Below are 17,943 nucleotides of genomic sequence, written 5' to 3' on the forward strand. Positions count from 1 at the left end.
GGGGCCAGATCAGTAGTACCAGGGGTAGGGAGAGAAGTCGGGCGCACGCTTCTCCAGGAAGGCGTCGCGACCCTCTTGTGCCTCGTCGGTCATGTAGGCCAGGCGGGTTGTCTCGCCGAGAAGCACCTGCTGCCCGACCAGTCCGTCGTCGATCATGTTGAACGAGTACTTGAGCATTCGCTGGGCCGTCGGCGACTTCGCGTTGATCTTGGCACCCCACTCGAGCGCGACCCGCTCGAGGTCGGCATGCGGCACGACCTTGTTGACCATGCCCATGCGGTGGCCGTCGTCGGCGGTGTACTCATCGCCGAGCATGAAGATCTCGCGGGCGAACTTCTGGCCCACCTGACGGGCGAGGTAGGCCGAGCCGAAGCCGCCGTCGAACGAGCCTACGTCGGCATCGGTCTGCTTGAACCTCGCGTGCTCGGCCGACGCGAGGGTGAGGTCGGCAACGACGTGCAGGCTGTGGCCACCGCCGGCAGCCCAGCCGGGCACGACGGCGATGACGATCTTCGGCATGAACCGGATCAGCCGCTGGCACTCCAGGATGTGCAGACGGGCCAGCTTCGCCGGGTCGACCGACTCCGCGGTGGTGCCCTCCGCGTACTGGTAGCCGGCCTTGCCGCGAATACGTTGGTCTCCTCCGGAGCAGAAGGCCCAGCCACCGTCCTTCGGCGAGGGCCCGTTGCCGGTGAGCAGCACACAACCGACGTCGGACGAGGTGCGCGCATGCTCAAGGACGTTCAACAGCTCATCGACGGTCTGCGGCCGAAAGGCGTTGCGCACCTCGGGCCGGTCGAACGCGATGCGGACCGTGCCGTGCTCGACTGAACGGTGGTACGTCAGGTCATTGAGGCCATCGAAGCCGTCAACCTCCTGCCAGGCAGACGGGTCAAAGGTCTCGGAGACGGTCATGGCGCGAGGGTATCGCGAGAGCGCCCCACCGTCGGTGTGGTCAGCCATGACCGCCGAACACCGTCAGGGTGATCTCGATGGCTTTTTTCAGATACCGACGGTATGTTGAAGCCATGGTTGACACATTCCACGGCAAGGTTGCGCTGATCACCGGAGGCGCGCGCGGCATCGGCGAGGGCGTCGCACGCGGATTCGTCGAGCGGGGCGGCAAGGTCGCCCTCGTAGGGCTGGAGCCCGAGCTCCTCGCCGCCGTCTCCGCAGACATCGGAGACTCAGCCGCCTGGTGGGAGGCCGACGTCCGTGACGGGCAGGCCCTGGCCACCGCGATCAACGCCGCCGCCGAGCACTTCGGCCGCATCGACTTCGTCCTGGCCAACGCCGGCATCGCGTCGTACGGCACGGTGCGCCAGATCGACGACTCCGCCTTCGAACGTGTCGTCGACATCAACATCAACGGCGTCTTCCGCACGCTCAAGTACGCCACCCCGCACCTCGTGGCGTCCAAGGGGTACGCGCTCGTGGTCGCCTCGCTCGCCTCGTTCACACCGCTCGCGGGCCTCGCGTCGTACAACGCGAGCAAGGCCGGCGCCGAGTCGCTCGGTCTGGCCTACAAGCAGGAGGTCGCCCACCTGGGGGTCGCTGTGGGCATCTGCCACCCGTCGTGGGTCGACACCGACATCGTGCGCAACGCCGAGCACGACCTGCCGTCATTCCGGGCCATCCGCAAGAAGCTGCCCTACCCCGCCAACGGCACGACGAGCGTCGAGGACTGCGTGGAGCTGATTCTGCGAGGCTTCGCCAAGCGCAAGAGCCGGGTCTACGTGCCGAAGGGTGTCGTCATCTCCAACTGGACGAAGGCGCTGACGAACTCACCGCTCGTGTGGCCCGTCATGAAGCGCATCGCCGGAAAGTCGGTCCCACAGATGGAGAAGGAGGTTGACGCCCTCGGGCGCTTCCACCACTCGCACGTGCCGGAGACCAAGCCCGCCGACTGAGCACTGTCAGACGGTCTGGACCGACGCAGCCAGCGACACCATGTGACCGAGCCGCGCGAGCTCGGAGGCAAGGAACTCCGGTCCTCCGTGACGCCCGACGACCACCACGAGCCCATCGCCGTGGCGGTCGCGGGCGGGGCTGGCTGCCAGCACGGTCGAGTCCCATTCAGGCACCTCCCGCAGCACCTTGGCCTTGCGGATACCGAGCCAGTCCGAGGCGACCGCCACCAGCTCGGGTGCCGTCGATGACCTGGAGATGACCACGGCCTCACCATCGACCCGATGCAGGGCCATCGCCCAGTCGGTGCGGAACGTGGACGGGATGACCTCGACAAGCTGCTCGATGGCGCGCTTGGGATCCTCGGTGAACTGTTCGACCGCCTCGAGATCCATTCTCAGGTTGGCTCCCGCGTTGTAGCGGGATATCCAGTCGACCTTGACCCCGTCCAGCTGGTGGCAGGCCGTGATGAGCGCGTCGGGCATGACGTGCGGCGGCAGCTCGAGCAGCACGTCGTCGACGACGATGCCATCAGCCCGGCGCTCGACGATCTCGATCGCCTCGATGTCGGCGCCCGCCCCACCGAGTGCGGTGGCGAGTGCGCCAAGGGAGCCGGGCACGTCAGGAAGCTCGACGCGCAGCAGGAAGGCCATGTGACCATTCTCTCCGGCCCACGTTGCCGCGGGGTTACGCGGGTAGCGTGGTGATGTGAATCCCACTGCCACCCGCACTGCCTTTCGCGCCGTTGCCATCGCCGAGGCCCTGTCGTGGGCCCTCCTCCTGAGCGCCATGTTCTGCAAGTACGCCACCAAGTCCGAGCCGTTCGGTCTGCGGGAGGGCGGCGTGCCCGTGGCCGGGATGATCCACGGTGTCGTCTTCGTCGTGTTCGTCGTCATGTGCTTCGTGTCCCGGCGCGCGTTCGGCTGGAGCCGCAAGGTCACCCTCGTGGCGCTGGCGTCGAGCATCCCGCCGTTCTGCAGCGTCCTGTTCGAGCGGGGTGCCGATGCCCGCGGCCTGCTCGAGTCACCCCGTGCTCACTCCTCCGGCGCGACCTCCAAGCCGTAGCGCTCGATGCAGAAGGTCCGCAGCCGCGTGGCGAACTCGGCCAGCGTCGCCGCGGCGTGATGGTGCGGCTCCCATGCGGCGAACAGGCCGATGCGCAAGGGGCCGTCGCGGTCGATGATCTGGAGCGGGTGCAACCCGAACCGTGGATCGTCCGACACCACAGCGACGCCTCGGCCCGCCGCCGCGAGTGCCTGCGCCACCTGCGGGTTGCTGCAGTCGACGACGTGTTCCGCCACCACCCCGGCCCGCTCCAGCGCCGTGTCCAAGATCTGTCGAGGCCTGGTTGTCGGGGCGAGCGCCAGGATCGTCTCCCCTGCCAGGTCTTTCAGCGGCACTGTCTCGTCGTTGTGCCACGGGTGATCGGCCCGGACGTAGGCCCACACCGGCAGCACGGCGATCGGTGTGCTCGCGAGGGGTTCTCGCGGTGGCTCCGTGACGATCGCGAGATCTGCGCCGTGCCGCAAGGCGTCGTATGCCTCGCGGGGGTCTGACTCGACGACCGTCGGCATCGGGTCGTCGGGACCGAGCGTCGCGAGGAACGGGGCGATCACGTCGGTCAACGTCGTCGTCGGTGCGACGATCGCGAGTCGTTCGAGTCGCCCGGCCGCGTACGACCTGGCTGCGTCGCGCGCTCCCTGGGCCCGGCTCATGACGTCGCGCGCGTGGGGCAGGAACTGGCGGCCCGCAGCGCTCAGGCCGAGGCGACCGGACCTCCGAACGAAGAGGTCGACTCCCAGCTCGCGCTCGAGCTGACGAAGCTGTCGTGAGATGGCCGGCTGGGTCACGTGGACAACGTCGGCGGCCGCACTCACCGACCCGGCATCGGCGACGGCGACAAAGTAACCAAGGGTGCGCAGCTCCATGCTGCATGAGCATAGTCTCGATGAGTTCTGAGTATTGGACGGCATAGCCCTGTATCGCGACAATGGACTCATGTCAGCCTCACTCGAGCAACGCCGCCACCTCGCCACCGCCATTCCCGGACCCCGTTCGATTGAGCTGATGGCCCGCAAGCTCGCTGCCGTCGCGCAGGGTGTCGGCACCACGCTGCCGGTGTTCGCGGTCGAGGCGGGCGGTGGCATCGTGAAGGACGTCGACGGCAACTCACTGATCGACCTCGGGTCGGGCATCGCCGTGACCACCGTGGGCAACAGCGCACCGCGGGTTGTCGATGCCGTGCGTGAGCAGGTCGAGGCGTTCACCCACACCTGCTTCATGGTCACTCCCTACGAGGGCTACGTCGCTGTTGCCGAGGCACTGAACCGGCTCACTCCTGGCGACCACGACAAGCGGTCTGCGCTGTTCAACTCCGGCGCCGAGGCCGTCGAGAACGCCATCAAGGTCGCTCGCGCCTGGACGAAGAAGCAGGCCGTGGTGACCTTCGACCACGCGTATCACGGCCGCACCAACCTCACGATGGCGATGACTGCGAAGTCGATGCCCTACAAGAGCGGCTTCGGTCCGTTCGCCCCCGAGGTCTATCGCGCACCGATGTCCTACCCGTACCGTGACGCGGCGTTCTCCAAGGAAGGTGCCGTCGATGGCGAGCTGGCAGCGCACCGCGCGATCAATGTGATCGAGAAGCAGGTGGGTGCCGGCAACCTCGCTGCCGTCGTGATCGAGCCCATCCAGGGCGAGGGCGGGTTCATCGTGCCGGCCGACGGCTTCCTGCCCGCGATCGCAGCCTGGTGCACCGCCAATGGCGTTGTCTTCATCGCCGACGAGGTGCAGACCGGGTTCGCCCGCACCGGCGCGATGTTCGCGTGCCACCACGAGGGCGTCGTGCCCGACCTCATCGTCACGGCCAAGGGCATCGCCGGCGGTCTGCCGCTCAGCGCAGTGACGGGTCGCGCCGAGATGATGGACGCCGCCCACATCAGTGGCCTCGGCGGCACCTACGGCGGCAACCCGATCGCCTGCGCGGCCGCCCTCGCCACGATCGAGACCATCGAGACTGACGGCCTGGTTGAACGCGCCCGGGAGATCGGCGGGCTGATGCTCGACACGCTGCACCGGATGCAGGCCGACGATGACCGGATCGGCGACGTTCGCGGCCGGGGCGCCATGATCGCCGTCGAGCTGGTCAGGAGCGGGACCGACGAGCCCGACGCCGACCTCGCCAAGGCGGTGGCAACGGCCGCACACCAGGCCGGGGTGATCGTCCTGACCTGCGGGACGTACGGCAATGTGCTCCGCTTCCTACCCCCGCTGTCCATCAGCGACGCCCTGCTCACCGAAGGCCTCGACGTCGTCGCGACCGCGTTGACCGGCACCCGGGCGTGACCGCCGCGCACGACCTCTTCATCGGAGGTCGATGGCTGGCGGCCTCCGGTGGCGAGTTCGACGTCGAGAACCCCGCGGACCGCACCGTCCTCGCTCAGGTTTCGGACGGGACTGCGGCCGATGCCATCTCCGCCGTCCACGCGGCGGCCGACGCGCTGCCGGCCTGGCGCCTGCTTCCGCCACGCCAACGGTCGGAGATGCTGCGCCGAATGTTTGAGCTCATGGTCCGCGACACCGAGGAGCTCGCCTCACTCATCTGTGCCGAGAATGGCAAGTCACTGTCCGATGCCCGCGGCGAGGTCACCTACGCGGCTGAGTTCTTCCGCTGGTTCGCCGAGGAGACGGTCCGGGCCGGCGGCGACTACGGGGTGTCACCTGCCGGTGGCACCCGCACCGTGGTGACGCACCGCCCGGTGGGTGTCGCGGCTCTTGTCACACCGTGGAACTTCCCTGCCGCGATGGCCACCCGCAAGATCGCTCCCGCGCTCGCAGCAGGGTGCACCGTGGTGCTGAAGCCGGCGTCGGAGACTCCGCTCACCGCACTCGCCGTGACCCGCCTGCTGGTCGAGGCCGGAGTGCCCGACGGTGTGGTCAACGTTGTCCCGACCACCGATGCCGCTGGCGTCGTCACGGCCTGGCTCGCCGACTCGAGGGTGCGCAAGATCTCGTTCACCGGCTCGACGGGCGTCGGGCGGATAATTCTCAAGCAGGCCGCCGACCGCATCGTCAACGCCTCCATGGAGCTCGGCGGCAACGCGCCGCTCATCGTGACCGACGATGCCGACATCGACGCGGCCGTCGCCGGCACGATGGTGGCGAAGTTCCGCGGTGGGGGTCAGGCGTGCACTGCCGCCAACCGTCTGTACGTCCACGCGGAGGTGGTGGACGAGTTCACCGCGAAGCTCGGCGCGGCGGTCGAGCAGCTGAAGGTCGGACCCGCGAGCGAGGGCTGCGACGTCGGGCCGCTGATCTCTGCGAAGGCTGTGGACGGGGTCGCGGCACTGGTCGCGTCCGCCGTCGCCGCGGGTGCCCGCATCGCCCACCAGTCGCCGACGCCGGACAGCAAGGGTTACTACTACCCGCCCACGGTCCTCGCCGACGTGCCCGCCGGTGCCGACATCGTCAGCCGCGAGATCTTCGGGCCCGTGGCGCCCATCATCACGTGGGACGACGAGACCGAGATGCTCCGACTCGTCAACTGCTCCGAGCTCGGTCTGGCTGCCTACGTCTTCGCCGGTGAGCTGCAGCGGGCAATGCGCATCGGGGAGGGCATCGACGCGGGCATGATCGGTATCAACCGCGGGCTGGTCTCTGACCCCTCTGCCCCGTTCGGTGGCACCAAGCAGAGCGGCCTTGGGCGCGAGGGCGCGCGCGCCGGGCTCGAGGAGTTCACCGAGACGCAGTACCTCAGCATCGACTGGCCCGCCTGATCCGCACCTAGAGGTCAGCGGTCGGTCGGCTGAGTCGGAGATAGACCGTCGCGAGGCCGAGCATGGCCACCGTGATGATGACGCAGGCAAACGTCACGAAGACTGCCCCATGCTCGGCGGCGTCGAGGAAGTCGTACGGAACCGGCGCATTCGTCGTGGTCGTCACTGCGTAGACCGGCTCGACGACGACGGCCCGCACGAGGGTGTAGATCAGCCAGGTGATGGGGAAGGCGAGGAACCACAGGGCGCTGCGGTCGAGCCGGGTGCGCGGCCTGAAGGCAAGGAAGCCGATGACCGACATGGCCGGCACGACGTAGTGGAAGATCTTGTCGAACCACCATTCGATGCCGCTGAAGCTGGCATTCCCCGCGAGCACCGTTGCGTAGACGATGCCGGTGATGGTGATCGCCGTGAGGCTGCCGAGGCGCAGGATGCCAAAAGCCGTGCCACCGCGATCTGGTCGCAGGGCGATCAGCACGGCGGCGGCCAGCACGAGCACGTTCGACTCGATCGTGAAGTAGCTGACGTAGTTGGCGAATGACCGGTCGCGGTCGATGGTCAGCACCCCTTGGCCGACGAGAGCGAATACCGCCAGGGCGGCAATCAGGCCATGCCATAGTCGGGTCACGAGTCGACGATAACCGTCATCGCGCCTGCAGCGCATCGAGCGCCACGGCCATCGCCGCACCGACCCGCCAGTCCAAGGCGGTGCCGTCCTTGAGCGTCGGTAGCGTGAGCTCGTACCGGTCGCGGATCGAGCGCTGACGTTCCGACGACAGGACGATCTCACCGGCCGGGGTCGTGAAGTCGAAGTGGAACCGGAGCGGGATCGGGATCTCCCCGACCATGCTGATGATCCGTCGGGCGATCGCCACTCCCTGGCTGCGCTCCTGCCCGACCGCCGCGATCCCCGCGGGGGTGCTGAGGTGCCACGTCGAGCGCATCAGCGACTTGGCGAAATCCTTGCGGAACTCCCCGATGGGCGCACCCTGCGCATCGGTGACGTCGTAGGTCGCCGCAAGATCCATCCGCGTGCGCGCCTTGAACCCGAAGACCGGCTGCGTGCGCGCCTCGTCCGCGTAGAACGTGACCTCCTCCTTGAAGGCCATCCGCTTCTGTTGGGCCAGCGCGATGAGCGGCCCCTCGACGCCGTCAGGCCCGAGAGCTCGCAACTCGTAGCGGTTGACCATCAGGGTGATCTTCTGGCGCAGTGTGAAGCGTTGTGTCGTGTCGGTCATGCCGTCATCCTGTCAGCGCACCGGTCGCGCGAACGACTCGATAGCCTGACTGGGAGCCGCACAGCGGCACGACGCGAGGGAGCACGCATGGACCAGCACGTCCGCGGTGGGCAACATGTCCAGCGCATCGGCGGCTCACGGCTTTTCGTCGAACCCCCTGTGCGCTTTCTCGGGCCGTTCGTGATCCGTGCCGACACGCACATCGGTGCGTTCACCGAGTTCGGTCGCGAGGTCGAGATGCAGGCCGCCACCATCGGTCGTTACTGCGAGGTCGGGCCGGGCAGCCTCCTCGGCGCCACCGGCCACCCCACGACGTGGCTCAGCATCTCGGCCTTCCAGTACAGGCGCTCCACGTGGGGCTGGCACCCGTCCGCCGACGCCGGCGACGTCATCGACCCGGAGGCCGGAGGGCGCCAGTCGTTCCGAAGCGTCGCGGGTGACGTCGCCACGATCGGCAACGACGTCTGGATCGGTGCCAACGTCGTCGTGCTGCGCGGCGTGACGATTGGCGACGGTGCCATCGTTGCCGCCAATGCGGTCGTGACGAAGGACATCCCGCCCTACGCGATAGCCGGGGGCATCCCGGCCAAGGTCATCCGTCCGCGCGTGGCCGACGATCTGCGCGACGAGCTGCTCGTTCAGCGGTGGTGGCGATTCTCCCCCAACCAGCTCACCGGCATCACGTACGACGACCCCGCCACCGCAGTAGCCGAGCTGAGGCCGCGCATCGATGCCGGCCTGGAACCCTACGACCCGGGCGACGTAGAAGTATCCCGACAAACCCCGACCAAGAGCGAAAGCCCAACCCGACGATGGAGAAGGCTTCTGCGCCGGTAGGCCTCGGAGGTGGAGAGTCCCGTTCACCGAACGGAAACCTGCAGATCTCCGGTGGTCTGGGTGGCGGGTCAGCACCGGTCACGATTCACTTGGTGCATGCGATCCATCTGGAAGGGTGCCATCAGTTTTGGGCTGGTCAGCGTGCCGGTGAAGGTCTACAGCGCCACCGAGAGCCACGACGTGTCGTTGCATCAGGTGCACGCCAAGGACGGCGGTCGGATCCGCTACCAACGGCGCTGCGAGATCTGCGGCAAGATCGTCGATTACGGCGACATCGACAAGGCGTATGACGATGGGCAGAACACCGTCGTCCTCACCGAGGAAGACCTCGACTCGCTGCCGGCCGAGCGCAATCACGAGATCGAGGTCGTCGAGTTCGTACCGGCCGACCAGGTCGACGTGTTGCGGCTCGACCGCAGCTACTACCTCGAGCCCGAGGAGAAGGCGCTCAAGCAGTACACCCTGTTGCGCCGCGCGCTCGAGGACTCGGACCGCACCGCGATCGTGCGGTTCGCGCTCCGGCAGAAGACTCGCCTCGCGGCACTACGGGTCCGCGGCGACGTGCTGCTCCTGCAGACGCTGCTCTGGGACGACGAGGTACGCAAGCCGGCCTTCGACATTCTCGACACCACGCCGCGCATCACTCCCAAGGAGCGCGACATGGCTGCTCAGCTCGTCGACTCCCTCGCTGCCGACTTCGACAGCAGTGCCTTCACTGACGACTACCAGGACCAGCTCCGTCAGCTCGTCGAGGCCAAGCTCAAGGACGGCGCGTCGCTCGACACCGAGGCGACCTTCGGCGAGCAGGACAGCGGGGAGGATGCTGAGGTGGTCGACTTGATGGAAGCGCTCCGGCGCAGCATCGACAGCAAGAAGTCGGCGGCATCCACCACGACAGCTGCCGTCAAGAAGGCCTCGGCGAAGAAGCCAGCAGCCAGGAAGAAGGCTGCCAAGAAGCCGAGCCGCAAGGCCGCCAGCTAGTTGGCGGCCACCTGGGTGAGGTCGGGCACGCTGGTGACGAAGGTGGCATCGGGAGAGTTGCGGTGCTCGACGACCCACTCGGCGACGAGGCGCAGCTTGATGTTGTGATCCTGCGACTGACGGCGCAAGAACTCGAACGCCCGGTCGGCGTCGATCTTGAACCGTTCCATCAGGATGCCTTGCGCCTGACCGATCAGCTTGCGAGCGTCGACGGCCTTCTGCAGGCCCTCTTCGTTGTGCGCATTGGCCAGCGCGATCGTGGCGTGCCGCACAAAGATCGTGGCGACGGCGAGGTCATCCTCGTCGAAGGCGTTGGCCCTGTCGGCATAGAGGTTGAGCGATCCGTAGCGTCGAGACAACGTCTCGAGACGCAGGCTCAGCACACTTCGGACTCCGAGCTCGAAGACGGCCGGCCCCCACTTGTCCCATCGGGAATCGGCGTCGACGTCACCCGAGGTGTAGATGGGCTGTCCCTCGATGGCGTCGAGGCACGGGCCCTGGTCGTGGATGATCTGCAGGTTGTGCGACTCACCCACCCGCTGTGACGTGGCTGCGGCGGTCTCGATCTGGTTGCGCGCGTGCACAAGCATGACGCCAGCATCATCGCAATGGGTTGCGATCTTGGCGTACTCGGTGATCCGCTCGATCGTGGCCTCGGTCGTCGGCTCTTCGTGGAGGTCGAGCGCCATCTGAGAGAAGAACGTCGAGCTGTCCACTGGTGCGCTCCTTAGTGATCGAGTGGCGAGTCAGGAAAACCACGACACGCCTCAAAAATACAGGGTCGATGGGGTCATTGGTTTGGCGGCCATGGCGCTGGGTACGTCGCGGACCAAGTCAACGACAGAAGCCATTTTAGGCCTTCACCCGGGGATCGCGCCAGATGACTCCCGGTTCGCAGAAGGGAACCTCATCATCACCGATCTCAACCTGTCCGGGACCACCGTCACGCTCTTCGGCGAGAGTGACCCGCTTGACGTGGCCTTGGTCGACGAGCTGGGTCGCCGTGGGTGCAGCACCCACTCGGTGACCGTGCCGAGCGGGTGGCTTGCCTCCTCGACCCACGCCATCATCCGCCTCGACACCCCCGCGGGCAGGTCGGCCTTCGACGGGCTGATCAACGGCGCAGGAGCCTCCTCGCGTGTCGTCGCCGTGTGCGAGGTTCCACCCGACGCCGATTCCTCAGCCCGCACGAGCGACGAGTGCCGGCGCTGCGGCGCCACCCACGACGTGTCGCTGATCTGGCACCCTGCCCTGCAGGTCACCCTGTCCGACGTCACCGCACCCATGCCGCCCGAGCTTGTGCCGCCCGCACACGACCTCGCAAGCACCATTGCCGACCGTCTGGCGCTCCGCGCGAGGTCGCCCCGCCGGCCGGCGTTCGCCTCGCAGACGTTCTACCCCGAGACTGGCTCGACTTTGCGCTGAATCGAGACGTGCTCGGGGTAGAACCGAATGAGATCCGCGTGACTACGCGGCCTCTGTCAGCATCGCCCTCGACCGCAGCTGCTCGAGCAGCCGGGCCAAACGGCGCGACACCTGCATCTGGCTCACCCCGACGATGAGGGCAATCTCCTGCTGCGTCTTGTCCTCCACGAATCGCAGGCGCAGCAACAGCCGCTCCTCGTCGTCGAGTGCGCTGCAGAGCGGCCCCACCGTGGCCCACTCCTCGATGAAGGCAAAAGCCGACTCGTCGAAGGCGATGGTCTCGCCGAGGGGCTGCCCACCGTCACGCACCGGTTGGTCGAGCGACGAGGGCGAGAAGCAGCCGCGTGCCGCCATCGCCTCCCGCACGTCCACGATGTCCGCGCCGAGCTCGGCCGCGATGTCCGCCACCTCGGGCGGACGGGAGTCGGTCTGCAGGAACCGCTCCGTGGCCTTGGAAATGTCAGCCTGAAGCTGCTGGATGCGTCGCGGGGGGCGGACGCCCCAGCACTGGTCCCGAAAGTACTTCTTGATCTCGCCGAGGATCGTCACGGTCGCGAACGGAACGAACTCGCCGCGGTCATGCCGGAACCCTCGGATGGCCTTGACAAGGGCGAAGCTGGCGACCTGGATCAGGTCGTCGCGCTCAGCGCCTCGCCCGGCGTAGCGGGAAGCGAGGTTGCGTGCGAGGCCCAGGTGACGGCGGACCACTTCTTCCTCGAGCATGGTCTGTTCGACGCCACTGGCCCGGCCAGCGGCTTCGATCAGTTCGTGCGTGTCGTCGTCTTCATGACGAGCGGCCTGGCGGCCGGTAGCAGGAGCGGAGAATGCAGTAGCGCTGTTCACGATGACCTTCTTCGGGTCTCGATCCGTGCGCGGCTACTGCTCAACCGGCTTCAGTATTTTGGCATGGGTTCAATTCCCACCGCAACCCCAACTCACGATTGAGGACCAACGGCCCGAGCCTGATCGCGTCGTGCGGACTGCCCGGAGCGCCTCCCGCATGTTTCGTCCGGCCGTACCCGGGTAAGACCAGCGGCGAGAGGACGTCCCATGGCCCGCACGCAAGAGATCCAGACCGTGTCGGTCGGAGGCCACCGACTACGCCTCACAAACCCCGACAAGGTCTTGTACCCCGAGTCGCACACCACCAAGGCCGACGTCATCGCGTACTACGTGCAGATCGCCCCCCACCTCATCCCCCACGTGCGGGATCGCATCGTCACGCGGAAGCGATGGGTCGACGGGGTGGGCGACGCCGGCAGGCCGGGCAACGTCTTCTTCGAGAAGAACCTCCCGGACTCTGCACCGAGCTGGATCAGGCGCGTCGAGATCGACCACTCGGACCACGCCAACACCTACCCCGTGTTCGACGATGCTGCGGCACTTGCCTGGGCCGGGCAGGTCGCCGCGCTCGAGCTCCACGTGCCCCAGTGGCGGGTCAATCGCCAGGGTGAGCGGCAGCATCCCGACCGCCTGGTGCTCGACCTCGACCCGGGCCCCGGCGTCGGCCTTCCCGAGTGCGTCGCCGTCGCCAAGCACGCGAAGAATCTCCTGCGGGAGCTGGGCCTCGAGACCCATCCGGTGACCAGCGGCAGCAAGGGCATCCACCTCTATGCCGGCCTGGACGGCACGCACGACTCCGACTACGTCAACGGCTTCGCCAAGGAGCTGGCCCGCGCCTTGGAGTCAGAGCTGCCTGACCTCGTCGTGAGCTCGATGAAGAAGAGCATCCGGGGAGGCAAGGTCCTGGTCGACTGGAGCCAGAACAATGGCAACAAGACCACCATCGCGCCCTACTCGCTCCGCGGCACGGCCGTGCCACGGGTCGCCGTGCCGCGCACGTGGCGCGAACTCAATGACACCGACCTGCACCACCTCACGATGGACGAGGTCATCTCGCGCATGGTCCGCCGCAAGGACCCCCTGGCCGCACTGGGCACGGCGACGGCCACGGCGGCGGCAACGGCCACGACCGACAAGCTGACCAGGTATCGATCGATGCGTGACGCGGGCAGGACGCCGGAGCCCGTACCGAACGGGTCGCCCGACGTCGGAGACGGACAGGGCCGGACCTTCGTCATCCAGGAGCACCACGCCAGCAGCCTGCACTGGGACTTCCGGCTCGAGAACGATGGTGTGCTCGTGTCGTGGGCGCTGCCCAAGGGCGTCCCCACGAGCCCGACGACCAACCACCTTGCCGTGCAGACCGAGGACCATCCGCTGGACTACGGCACCTTCGAGGGCACGATCACCAAGGGCCAGTACGGCGGCGGCAAGGTCACGATCTGGGACTCCGGGACGTACGACCTCGAGAAGTGGCGGCCGGGCGAGGTCATCGTGACCCTCACCGGTCGTCCGGGCGGCGGCCTTGACGGGCCGCGGAGGTACGCCCTCATCAAGACCGGCAAGAACTGGCTGATCCACCTGATGGCCCCGGCCGACAAGCCTGCCTCAAGCCCGAAACGACCCAAATCGACCAGACCCCGGTCGATGAAGAGTGGATTCGTGACTCCGATGCTCGCTCGCCTCGGCTCGGAGGCAGACATCGACGACCAGGACGACTGGGCCTTCGAGATGAAGTGGGACGGCATCCGTGCCATCGCCGTCGTGGAAGACGTGGACGTCGGCCTGTTCACCCGCAACGGTCACGACGTCACCCCCGGCTATCCGGAGGTCGTCGAAGCATTGGCCAGCCTCAACCTCACCGACACCGTGCTCGATGGCGAGATCGTGGCGCTCAACGCCGCCGGAGCACCCGACTTCGGGTTGCTGCAGGGTCGCATGGGCCTGACGAAGGCAGCCGAGGTCGACGCTGCTCGCCGGCACGCACCTGTCGCGTTCATGGTGTTCGACCTCCTGCGGGCTGACGGCGACTCACGGCTCAACGACACCTACGACGAACGCCGTGCGGCGCTGCTCGACCTCGGCGTCAATGGCGGCGTCGTCCAAGTACCGAAGGCGTTCGACGGCTCGCTGCAGAACGCGGTCGGGTCGAGCAAGAAGCTCGGCCTCGAAGGTGTGCTCGCGAAGCGACGCGAGAGTCGCTACCGCGGTGGCAAACGATCGGCGTCGTGGACCAAGATCAAGCACCACCGGATGCAGGAGGTCGTCATTGCGGGTTGGCGTCCGGGCAAGGGCTCTCGCGGCGGTCGCATCGGCTCGTTGCTGCTCGGCATCCCCATAGATGGTGGACTTCGGTACGTTGGACGGGTGGGCACGGGATTCGGGGAAAGCACGCTGGATGACCTCCAGCGCCGCCTCTCGAGCTCTGCCCGCAAGACGAGCCCCTTCATCGACGTGCCGCGCGACGTCGCCCGTGACGCGCGGTGGGTCACCCCCCGCATCGTCGCTGAGGTGTCGTTCGCGGAGTGGACCAAGAGTGGGCACCTGCGCCAGCCCAGCTGGCGAGGCATCCGGGCCGACAATGCTCCACGGGAGGTCGTCCTGGAGTGACCGCAGCACGACATCGCACCACTACACATCACGAGGAGAACCCCATGCCCAGCTTCAAGAAGAAGAAGAACCTCCGCAACCAGCTCGAGGAACGCCTCGACGACCTCACCACCCAGACCGCAGAGCTGAGCAAGCAGGTCGCCGATCGCGCGCCCGGCGTCCGCGACCAGCTGCTCGCCGCCATTCCCGACAAGGATCAGCTGCGCGCGGCGCTGCCCGACAAGGACCAGCTGCTCGAGATCCGCGACGAGCTCTTCGAGCGTCTGCCCGAGTCGGTGAGCGAGCGCCTGCCCGAGAAGGTCAAGCCCAAGCGGTCGCGTCTGAAGAAGGTCGCGATCCTCGGTGCCATCACCGGCATCGGTGCCGCTGCGTTCGCTGCGGTGCGTGGCAAGTCGAGCACCCCGCCGCCGCCCCCGGCTCCGTTCCCGCAGGCGACCAGGCCGACACCGACACCTCCGCCGACACCGGCACCGGCACCGGCAGCGGCACCGGCGTCAGTACCGCCGACCGACGGCTTCGACGCACCGGACTCTGCACCGAAGGCGTGACACCCCCACGGTTCGCTCACGCGCGTGACTGAACCGTGATCTGGCAATAGATGGCGACCAACAAAAAAGCCCCTCACCTGCGTCTTCGCGGGTGAGGGGCTTCTGTTTGCGCGCCCGAAGGGATTCGAACCCCTAACCTTCTGATCCGTAGTCAGATGCTCTATCCGTTGAGCTACGGGCGCACGCCCCGAAGGACCTCGATGATTCTAGCGCGAGCAACGGCCGAGTAAAAATCCGGCTACGGTTCGGCCGATTGCCCGCCGGATCTTCCCCTGCCCCTTACTGTAAGCAAGCCACAACCTGTCACCAAGCGGGGAGGAACCCCATGTCGCCACGCCCGCTGCGCACAGCTGCCAGCATCACCTCAGTCATCGCCTTGGCGATCGGGGGTGTTGCCGGCACCACGAGCGTCGCGCACGCCGCCCCGGGAGATGTGAATACGACACTGTGCGCGGGTACGCCGATCTGGACGGGCGGGTTTGACGACAGCGACTTCGGGCAGGTGGTCCATGGCCGCACGACGACGCACGGCATCACCCCGGAGGCCTTCGCCGGCACCTACGTCGACACGCTCGTGGGCGGCGCAGGACGCGGCAAGGACATCCTGCTGTTCCGCATGACCGGCAGCCGTGTCACGAAGCCCGACGGCAGCGTCGACGCCGGTATCTGGGCTGGCATGTCCGGATCGCCGGTCTATGACAACGACGACAACCTGATCGGCTCGGTCTCGTACGGCTTCAGCGGCGCGCCGAGCAACCTTGCCGGTGTCACGCCCGCGGCCGACATCATCAACGTCGACAAGCCGTCGGCCGTCACCACGCAGGCCACCAGCGCCGAGGTACCAACCTCGATGCGCTCGTCATTGGCAAAGGCCAGCACCACTCCGTCCGACAGCGCGGCTGACTACTCCACGATCCACCCGCTGACCCTGCCTCGCGTCTCGGTGGGCTCCCGTCGAGCTGCTGCGACCGCGACCGCGATGGCCGCCAAGTCCCGCACTCTTGCCAAGAAGACCGGAGGCAAGGAGGTGAGATTCGCGACTGCGGCAAAGGCAGCCGCGCCTCTCGACGCGGCCGAGGCCATCGTTCCCGGCGGAAACATCGCCACGGCGTGGTCCTACGGCGATGTGACCATGGGATCCGTCGGCACCATCACCGCGATCTGCGGTGACAACGGCGAGAAGGTGTTCGCCTTTGGCCACCCTGACGACTTCAGCGGCTCCTCCACCGAGACGTTCCACGCCGCCAAAGCCGTCCAGATCCAGGAGGACAGCGCCTCCGGCTCGTACAAGATCGCCAACATCGACATGACCCCGGTCGGGCAGATCACGCAGGATCGACTCAGCGGCGTCATGGGCGTCATCGGCCAGTTCCCGGCGACGACGAGGGTCACCTCCCGGACGACCGTCGGTGCGACCACGTCGTCGGCCACCACCCACGTGTCCGTGCCAGCGGCACTCGGTACTGCCGTCGGCAACCAGGTCGTCAACGACGTCATCGCGGACCTCGATCAGTACAGCGCGGGCGGCGAGGCTCTCATGACGTGGAAGATCGGCTACACGCCGCAGGGCGGCGCTCCGGCGACGTACTCCCGGACGCAGCTGATCTCGACCGACTCGTTCTTCGCGGATCAGGCACCATTCGACGTGGCCAGCGACGTGGAGTTCCTGCAGCTCGGATCGGACCGGAAGGTCACCATCAACTCCGTGACGATCAGCTCCACGTTGCGCCCGGACTACAAGGGGCTGCGCATCTCGCAGGTCGACATCCGCAAGAACGGTCAGTGGGTCAAGGCGAAGATCAACTCCAAGGTCACCGCCAGGAAGGGCAAGCCGTTCCGGGTCCAGGTCCACCTGACACCAACAGTCGGATCGGTAGCCACTCCGGTGCTGAAGCGCGCCGACATTCGCGTGGCGACCGGCGCAGTCGGAACCGGTCAGGTGAGCTTCGACGGAGGACTCGAGAGCTCCAGCGGCGGTGAGGCGGACTTCACGATCTCGCCGAGCGAGGGGGACGGGGAGGGGTTCTACGACACCACCCCGCTCACGGTGTCCCAGGTGATCGCAGTGCTGAAGTCGCAGCCGCGCAACGACAGCGTGCGGAGCTCGCAGTCCTTCTTCTCGGGCTCCGGACCGCACGTGTGGAATCGCACCACCGCGACGCCAGCAGTCACCTCCGGCAGCTTCCTGCTGAGACTCGCCTACATCAGGTAGAGACATCGCGGGTCGGGAGGGAGTGTGACCACGTGGGCAAGTCCTCCCGACAAAGGTGTGACTATGTTCACCCGGTTGGCGTACCCATGAAGGGGTAGTTGAGCGTAAAGTCGCTCCAATCGCCATCGCCCGTCGGTGGCGGAACATCACACATCAGCTACCCGGGGTGCCACCGCCCAGGGAGTGCGAGCCAGTTTGCGCTTGGCCGCGATGCGCGAGAAGGAAAAGTTCACACATGACCTCTGAGACCGTCAGCTCCACCTACCGAACGTCCCACGCCAACCTCCAGGCCTGGGTCGACGAGGTAGCCGCCCTCACGAAACCAGCTCGAATCCACTGGGTCGAGGGCACGCCCGAGGAGTGGGTCTCCCTGACCGACGACCTCGTCGCGTCCGGCACCTTCGTGCGCCTCGACGAGCAGAAGAAGCCCAACTCGTTCTGGTGCGCGTCCGACCCCAGCGACGTCGCCCGGGTCGAGGACCGCACCTTCATCTGCAGTGTCGACGAGGCCGACAGCGGCCCGACGAACAACTGGATGGAGCCGTCGGAGATGAAAGAGCTCA

At 67.1% G+C, this 17,943-nt stretch carries 17 protein-coding genes, 1 tRNA gene and 1 pseudogene; 11 read left to right on the top strand and 8 right to left on the bottom strand.

All coding sequences use genetic code 11. The features are described 5' to 3' along the window. Positions 1-9: 9 nt before the first annotated feature. On the bottom strand, positions 10-915 hold the full coding sequence (locus H7290_RS11760; RefSeq protein ID WP_290514205.1) for a 1,4-dihydroxy-2-naphthoyl-CoA synthase: 906 nt from the start codon (positions 913-915) through the stop codon (positions 10-12). Positions 916-1,028: 113 nt separating this feature from the next. On the opposite strand from H7290_RS11760, the gene H7290_RS11765 reads away from it, so the two are divergent. After that, positions 1,029-1,910, top strand: coding sequence for an SDR family oxidoreductase (locus tag H7290_RS11765; protein ID WP_290514206.1), 882 nt, complete (start codon positions 1,029-1,031; stop codon positions 1,908-1,910). Positions 1,911-1,916: 6 nt separating this feature from the next. On the opposite strand, the gene H7290_RS11770 is transcribed toward H7290_RS11765, so the two are convergent. Next, positions 1,917-2,561: an amino acid-binding protein gene (locus H7290_RS11770; protein ID WP_290514207.1), complete on the bottom strand. Its 645-nt coding sequence runs from the start codon at positions 2,559-2,561 to the stop codon at positions 1,917-1,919. A 55-nt stretch (positions 2,562-2,616) separates the two neighbouring features. On the opposite strand from H7290_RS11770, the gene H7290_RS11775 reads away from it, so the two are divergent. Then, positions 2,617-2,973 (top strand): DUF3817 domain-containing protein, encoded by a 357-nt coding sequence (locus tag H7290_RS11775; protein WP_290514208.1) that lies wholly within the window; start codon positions 2,617-2,619, stop codon positions 2,971-2,973. Here the strand turns inward: H7290_RS11775 and H7290_RS11780 are convergent. Further along, positions 2,943-3,836: a LysR family transcriptional regulator gene (locus H7290_RS11780; protein WP_290514209.1), complete on the bottom strand. Its 894-nt coding sequence runs from the start codon at positions 3,834-3,836 to the stop codon at positions 2,943-2,945. The two genes, H7290_RS11775 and H7290_RS11780, sit on opposite strands and share 31 nt — an antisense overlap. 70 nt (positions 3,837-3,906) lie before the next feature. On the opposite strand from H7290_RS11780, the gene gabT reads away from it, so the two are divergent. Further along, positions 3,907-5,256 (top strand): 4-aminobutyrate--2-oxoglutarate transaminase, encoded by a 1,350-nt coding sequence (gabT, locus tag H7290_RS11785; protein WP_290514210.1) that lies wholly within the window; start codon positions 3,907-3,909, stop codon positions 5,254-5,256. Further along, positions 5,253-6,686, top strand: a complete 1,434-nt coding sequence (locus H7290_RS11790; protein WP_290514211.1) for an NAD-dependent succinate-semialdehyde dehydrogenase — start codon at positions 5,253-5,255, stop codon at positions 6,684-6,686. Before gabT ends, H7290_RS11790 begins: the two co-directional genes overlap by 4 nt. A gap of 7 nt (positions 6,687-6,693) precedes the next feature. Here H7290_RS11790 and H7290_RS11795 read toward each other — a convergent pair whose 3' ends face one another. Beyond that, a complete protein-coding gene (locus H7290_RS11795) occupies positions 6,694-7,314 on the bottom strand; it encodes a Pr6Pr family membrane protein (RefSeq protein WP_290514212.1) in 621 nt (206 codons plus the stop codon). A gap of 16 nt (positions 7,315-7,330) precedes the next feature. Continuing rightward, complete coding sequence (locus H7290_RS11800) at positions 7,331-7,924, bottom strand: hypothetical protein (protein WP_290514213.1); 594 nt, start codon at positions 7,922-7,924, stop codon at positions 7,331-7,333. 87 nt (positions 7,925-8,011) lie between these two features. On the opposite strand from H7290_RS11800, the gene H7290_RS11805 reads away from it, so the two are divergent. Both H7290_RS11805 and H7290_RS11810 read left to right on the top strand, forming a co-directional pair. After that, complete coding sequence (locus H7290_RS11805) at positions 8,012-8,761, top strand: CatB-related O-acetyltransferase (protein ID WP_290514214.1); 750 nt, start codon at positions 8,012-8,014, stop codon at positions 8,759-8,761. 96 nt (positions 8,762-8,857) lie between these two features. Then, positions 8,858-9,742, top strand: a complete 885-nt coding sequence (locus H7290_RS11810) for a Ku protein (protein ID WP_290514215.1) — start codon at positions 8,858-8,860, stop codon at positions 9,740-9,742. On the opposite strand, the gene H7290_RS11815 is transcribed toward H7290_RS11810, so the two are convergent. Then, on the bottom strand, positions 9,739-10,458 hold the full coding sequence (locus H7290_RS11815; protein ID WP_290514216.1) for a GAF and ANTAR domain-containing protein: 720 nt from the start codon (positions 10,456-10,458) through the stop codon (positions 9,739-9,741). The genes H7290_RS11810 and H7290_RS11815 overlap by 4 nt on opposite strands. Before the next feature lie 91 nt (positions 10,459-10,549). Here H7290_RS11815 and H7290_RS11820 point away from each other — a divergent pair, with 91 nt between their 5' ends. Then, positions 10,550-11,167, top strand: coding sequence for a hypothetical protein (locus H7290_RS11820; RefSeq protein ID WP_290514217.1), 618 nt, complete (start codon positions 10,550-10,552; stop codon positions 11,165-11,167). Between the two features lie 42 nt (positions 11,168-11,209). On the opposite strand, the gene H7290_RS11825 is transcribed toward H7290_RS11820, so the two are convergent. Further along, on the bottom strand, positions 11,210-12,010 hold the full coding sequence (locus H7290_RS11825) for a sigma-70 family RNA polymerase sigma factor (RefSeq protein WP_290514218.1): 801 nt from the start codon (positions 12,008-12,010) through the stop codon (positions 11,210-11,212). A 207-nt stretch (positions 12,011-12,217) separates the two neighbouring features. Here H7290_RS11825 and H7290_RS11830 point away from each other — a divergent pair, with 207 nt between their 5' ends. Further along, on the top strand, positions 12,218-14,620 hold the full coding sequence (locus tag H7290_RS11830; protein WP_290514219.1) for an ATP-dependent DNA ligase: 2,403 nt from the start codon (positions 12,218-12,220) through the stop codon (positions 14,618-14,620). Positions 14,621-14,664: 44 nt separating this feature from the next. Further along, positions 14,665-15,168, top strand: coding sequence for a hypothetical protein (locus tag H7290_RS11835; RefSeq protein ID WP_290514220.1), 504 nt, complete (start codon positions 14,665-14,667; stop codon positions 15,166-15,168). A gap of 109 nt (positions 15,169-15,277) precedes the next feature. Here the strand turns inward: H7290_RS11835 and H7290_RS11840 are convergent. Beyond that, a tRNA-Arg gene (locus H7290_RS11840) sits at positions 15,278-15,350 on the bottom strand. A gap of 143 nt (positions 15,351-15,493) precedes the next feature. Here H7290_RS11840 and H7290_RS11845 point away from each other — a divergent pair. Both H7290_RS11845 and H7290_RS11850 read left to right on the top strand, forming a co-directional pair. After that, positions 15,494-17,380 carry a hypothetical protein gene (locus tag H7290_RS11845; protein ID WP_290514221.1) on the top strand — a complete coding sequence of 629 codons (1,887 nt, stop codon included), beginning with the start codon at positions 15,494-15,496 and terminating at the stop codon, positions 17,378-17,380. A gap of 235 nt (positions 17,381-17,615) precedes the next feature. Continuing rightward, positions 17,616-17,943 (top strand): annotated as a pseudogene (locus H7290_RS11850) (phosphoenolpyruvate carboxykinase); the annotation flags it as partial.

It is taken from the genome of Aeromicrobium sp. (assembly GCF_014378035.1).
GTDB lineage: Bacteria > Actinomycetota > Actinomycetes > Propionibacteriales > Nocardioidaceae > Aeromicrobium.

What these genes read in the sequence shown, in the direction of transcription:
- H7290_RS11780 (WP_290514209.1), bottom strand. Translation starts at nt 3,836, where the DNA reads ATGGAGCTGCGCACCCTTGGTTACTTTGTCGCCGTCGCCGATGCCGGG.
- H7290_RS11810 (WP_290514215.1), top strand. Translation starts at nt 8,858, where the DNA reads ATGCGATCCATCTGGAAGGGTGCCATCAGTTTTGGGCTGGTCAGCGTG.
- gabT (WP_290514210.1), top strand. Translation starts at nt 3,907, where the DNA reads ATGTCAGCCTCACTCGAGCAACGCCGCCACCTCGCCACCGCCATTCCC.
- H7290_RS11830 (WP_290514219.1), top strand. Translation starts at nt 12,218, where the DNA reads ATGGCCCGCACGCAAGAGATCCAGACCGTGTCGGTCGGAGGCCACCGA.
- H7290_RS11820 (WP_290514217.1), top strand. Translation starts at nt 10,550, where the DNA reads ATGGCGCTGGGTACGTCGCGGACCAAGTCAACGACAGAAGCCATTTTA.
- H7290_RS11760 (WP_290514205.1), bottom strand. Translation starts at nt 915, where the DNA reads ATGACCGTCTCCGAGACCTTTGACCCGTCTGCCTGGCAGGAGGTTGAC.
- H7290_RS11800 (WP_290514213.1), bottom strand. Translation starts at nt 7,924, where the DNA reads ATGACCGACACGACACAACGCTTCACACTGCGCCAGAAGATCACCCTG.
- H7290_RS11770 (WP_290514207.1), bottom strand. Translation starts at nt 2,561, where the DNA reads ATGGCCTTCCTGCTGCGCGTCGAGCTTCCTGACGTGCCCGGCTCCCTT.
- H7290_RS11845 (WP_290514221.1), top strand. Translation starts at nt 15,494, where the DNA reads ATGTCGCCACGCCCGCTGCGCACAGCTGCCAGCATCACCTCAGTCATC.
- H7290_RS11835 (WP_290514220.1), top strand. Translation starts at nt 14,665, where the DNA reads ATGCCCAGCTTCAAGAAGAAGAAGAACCTCCGCAACCAGCTCGAGGAA.
- H7290_RS11805 (WP_290514214.1), top strand. Translation starts at nt 8,012, where the DNA reads ATGGACCAGCACGTCCGCGGTGGGCAACATGTCCAGCGCATCGGCGGC.
- H7290_RS11765 (WP_290514206.1), top strand. Translation starts at nt 1,029, where the DNA reads ATGGTTGACACATTCCACGGCAAGGTTGCGCTGATCACCGGAGGCGCG.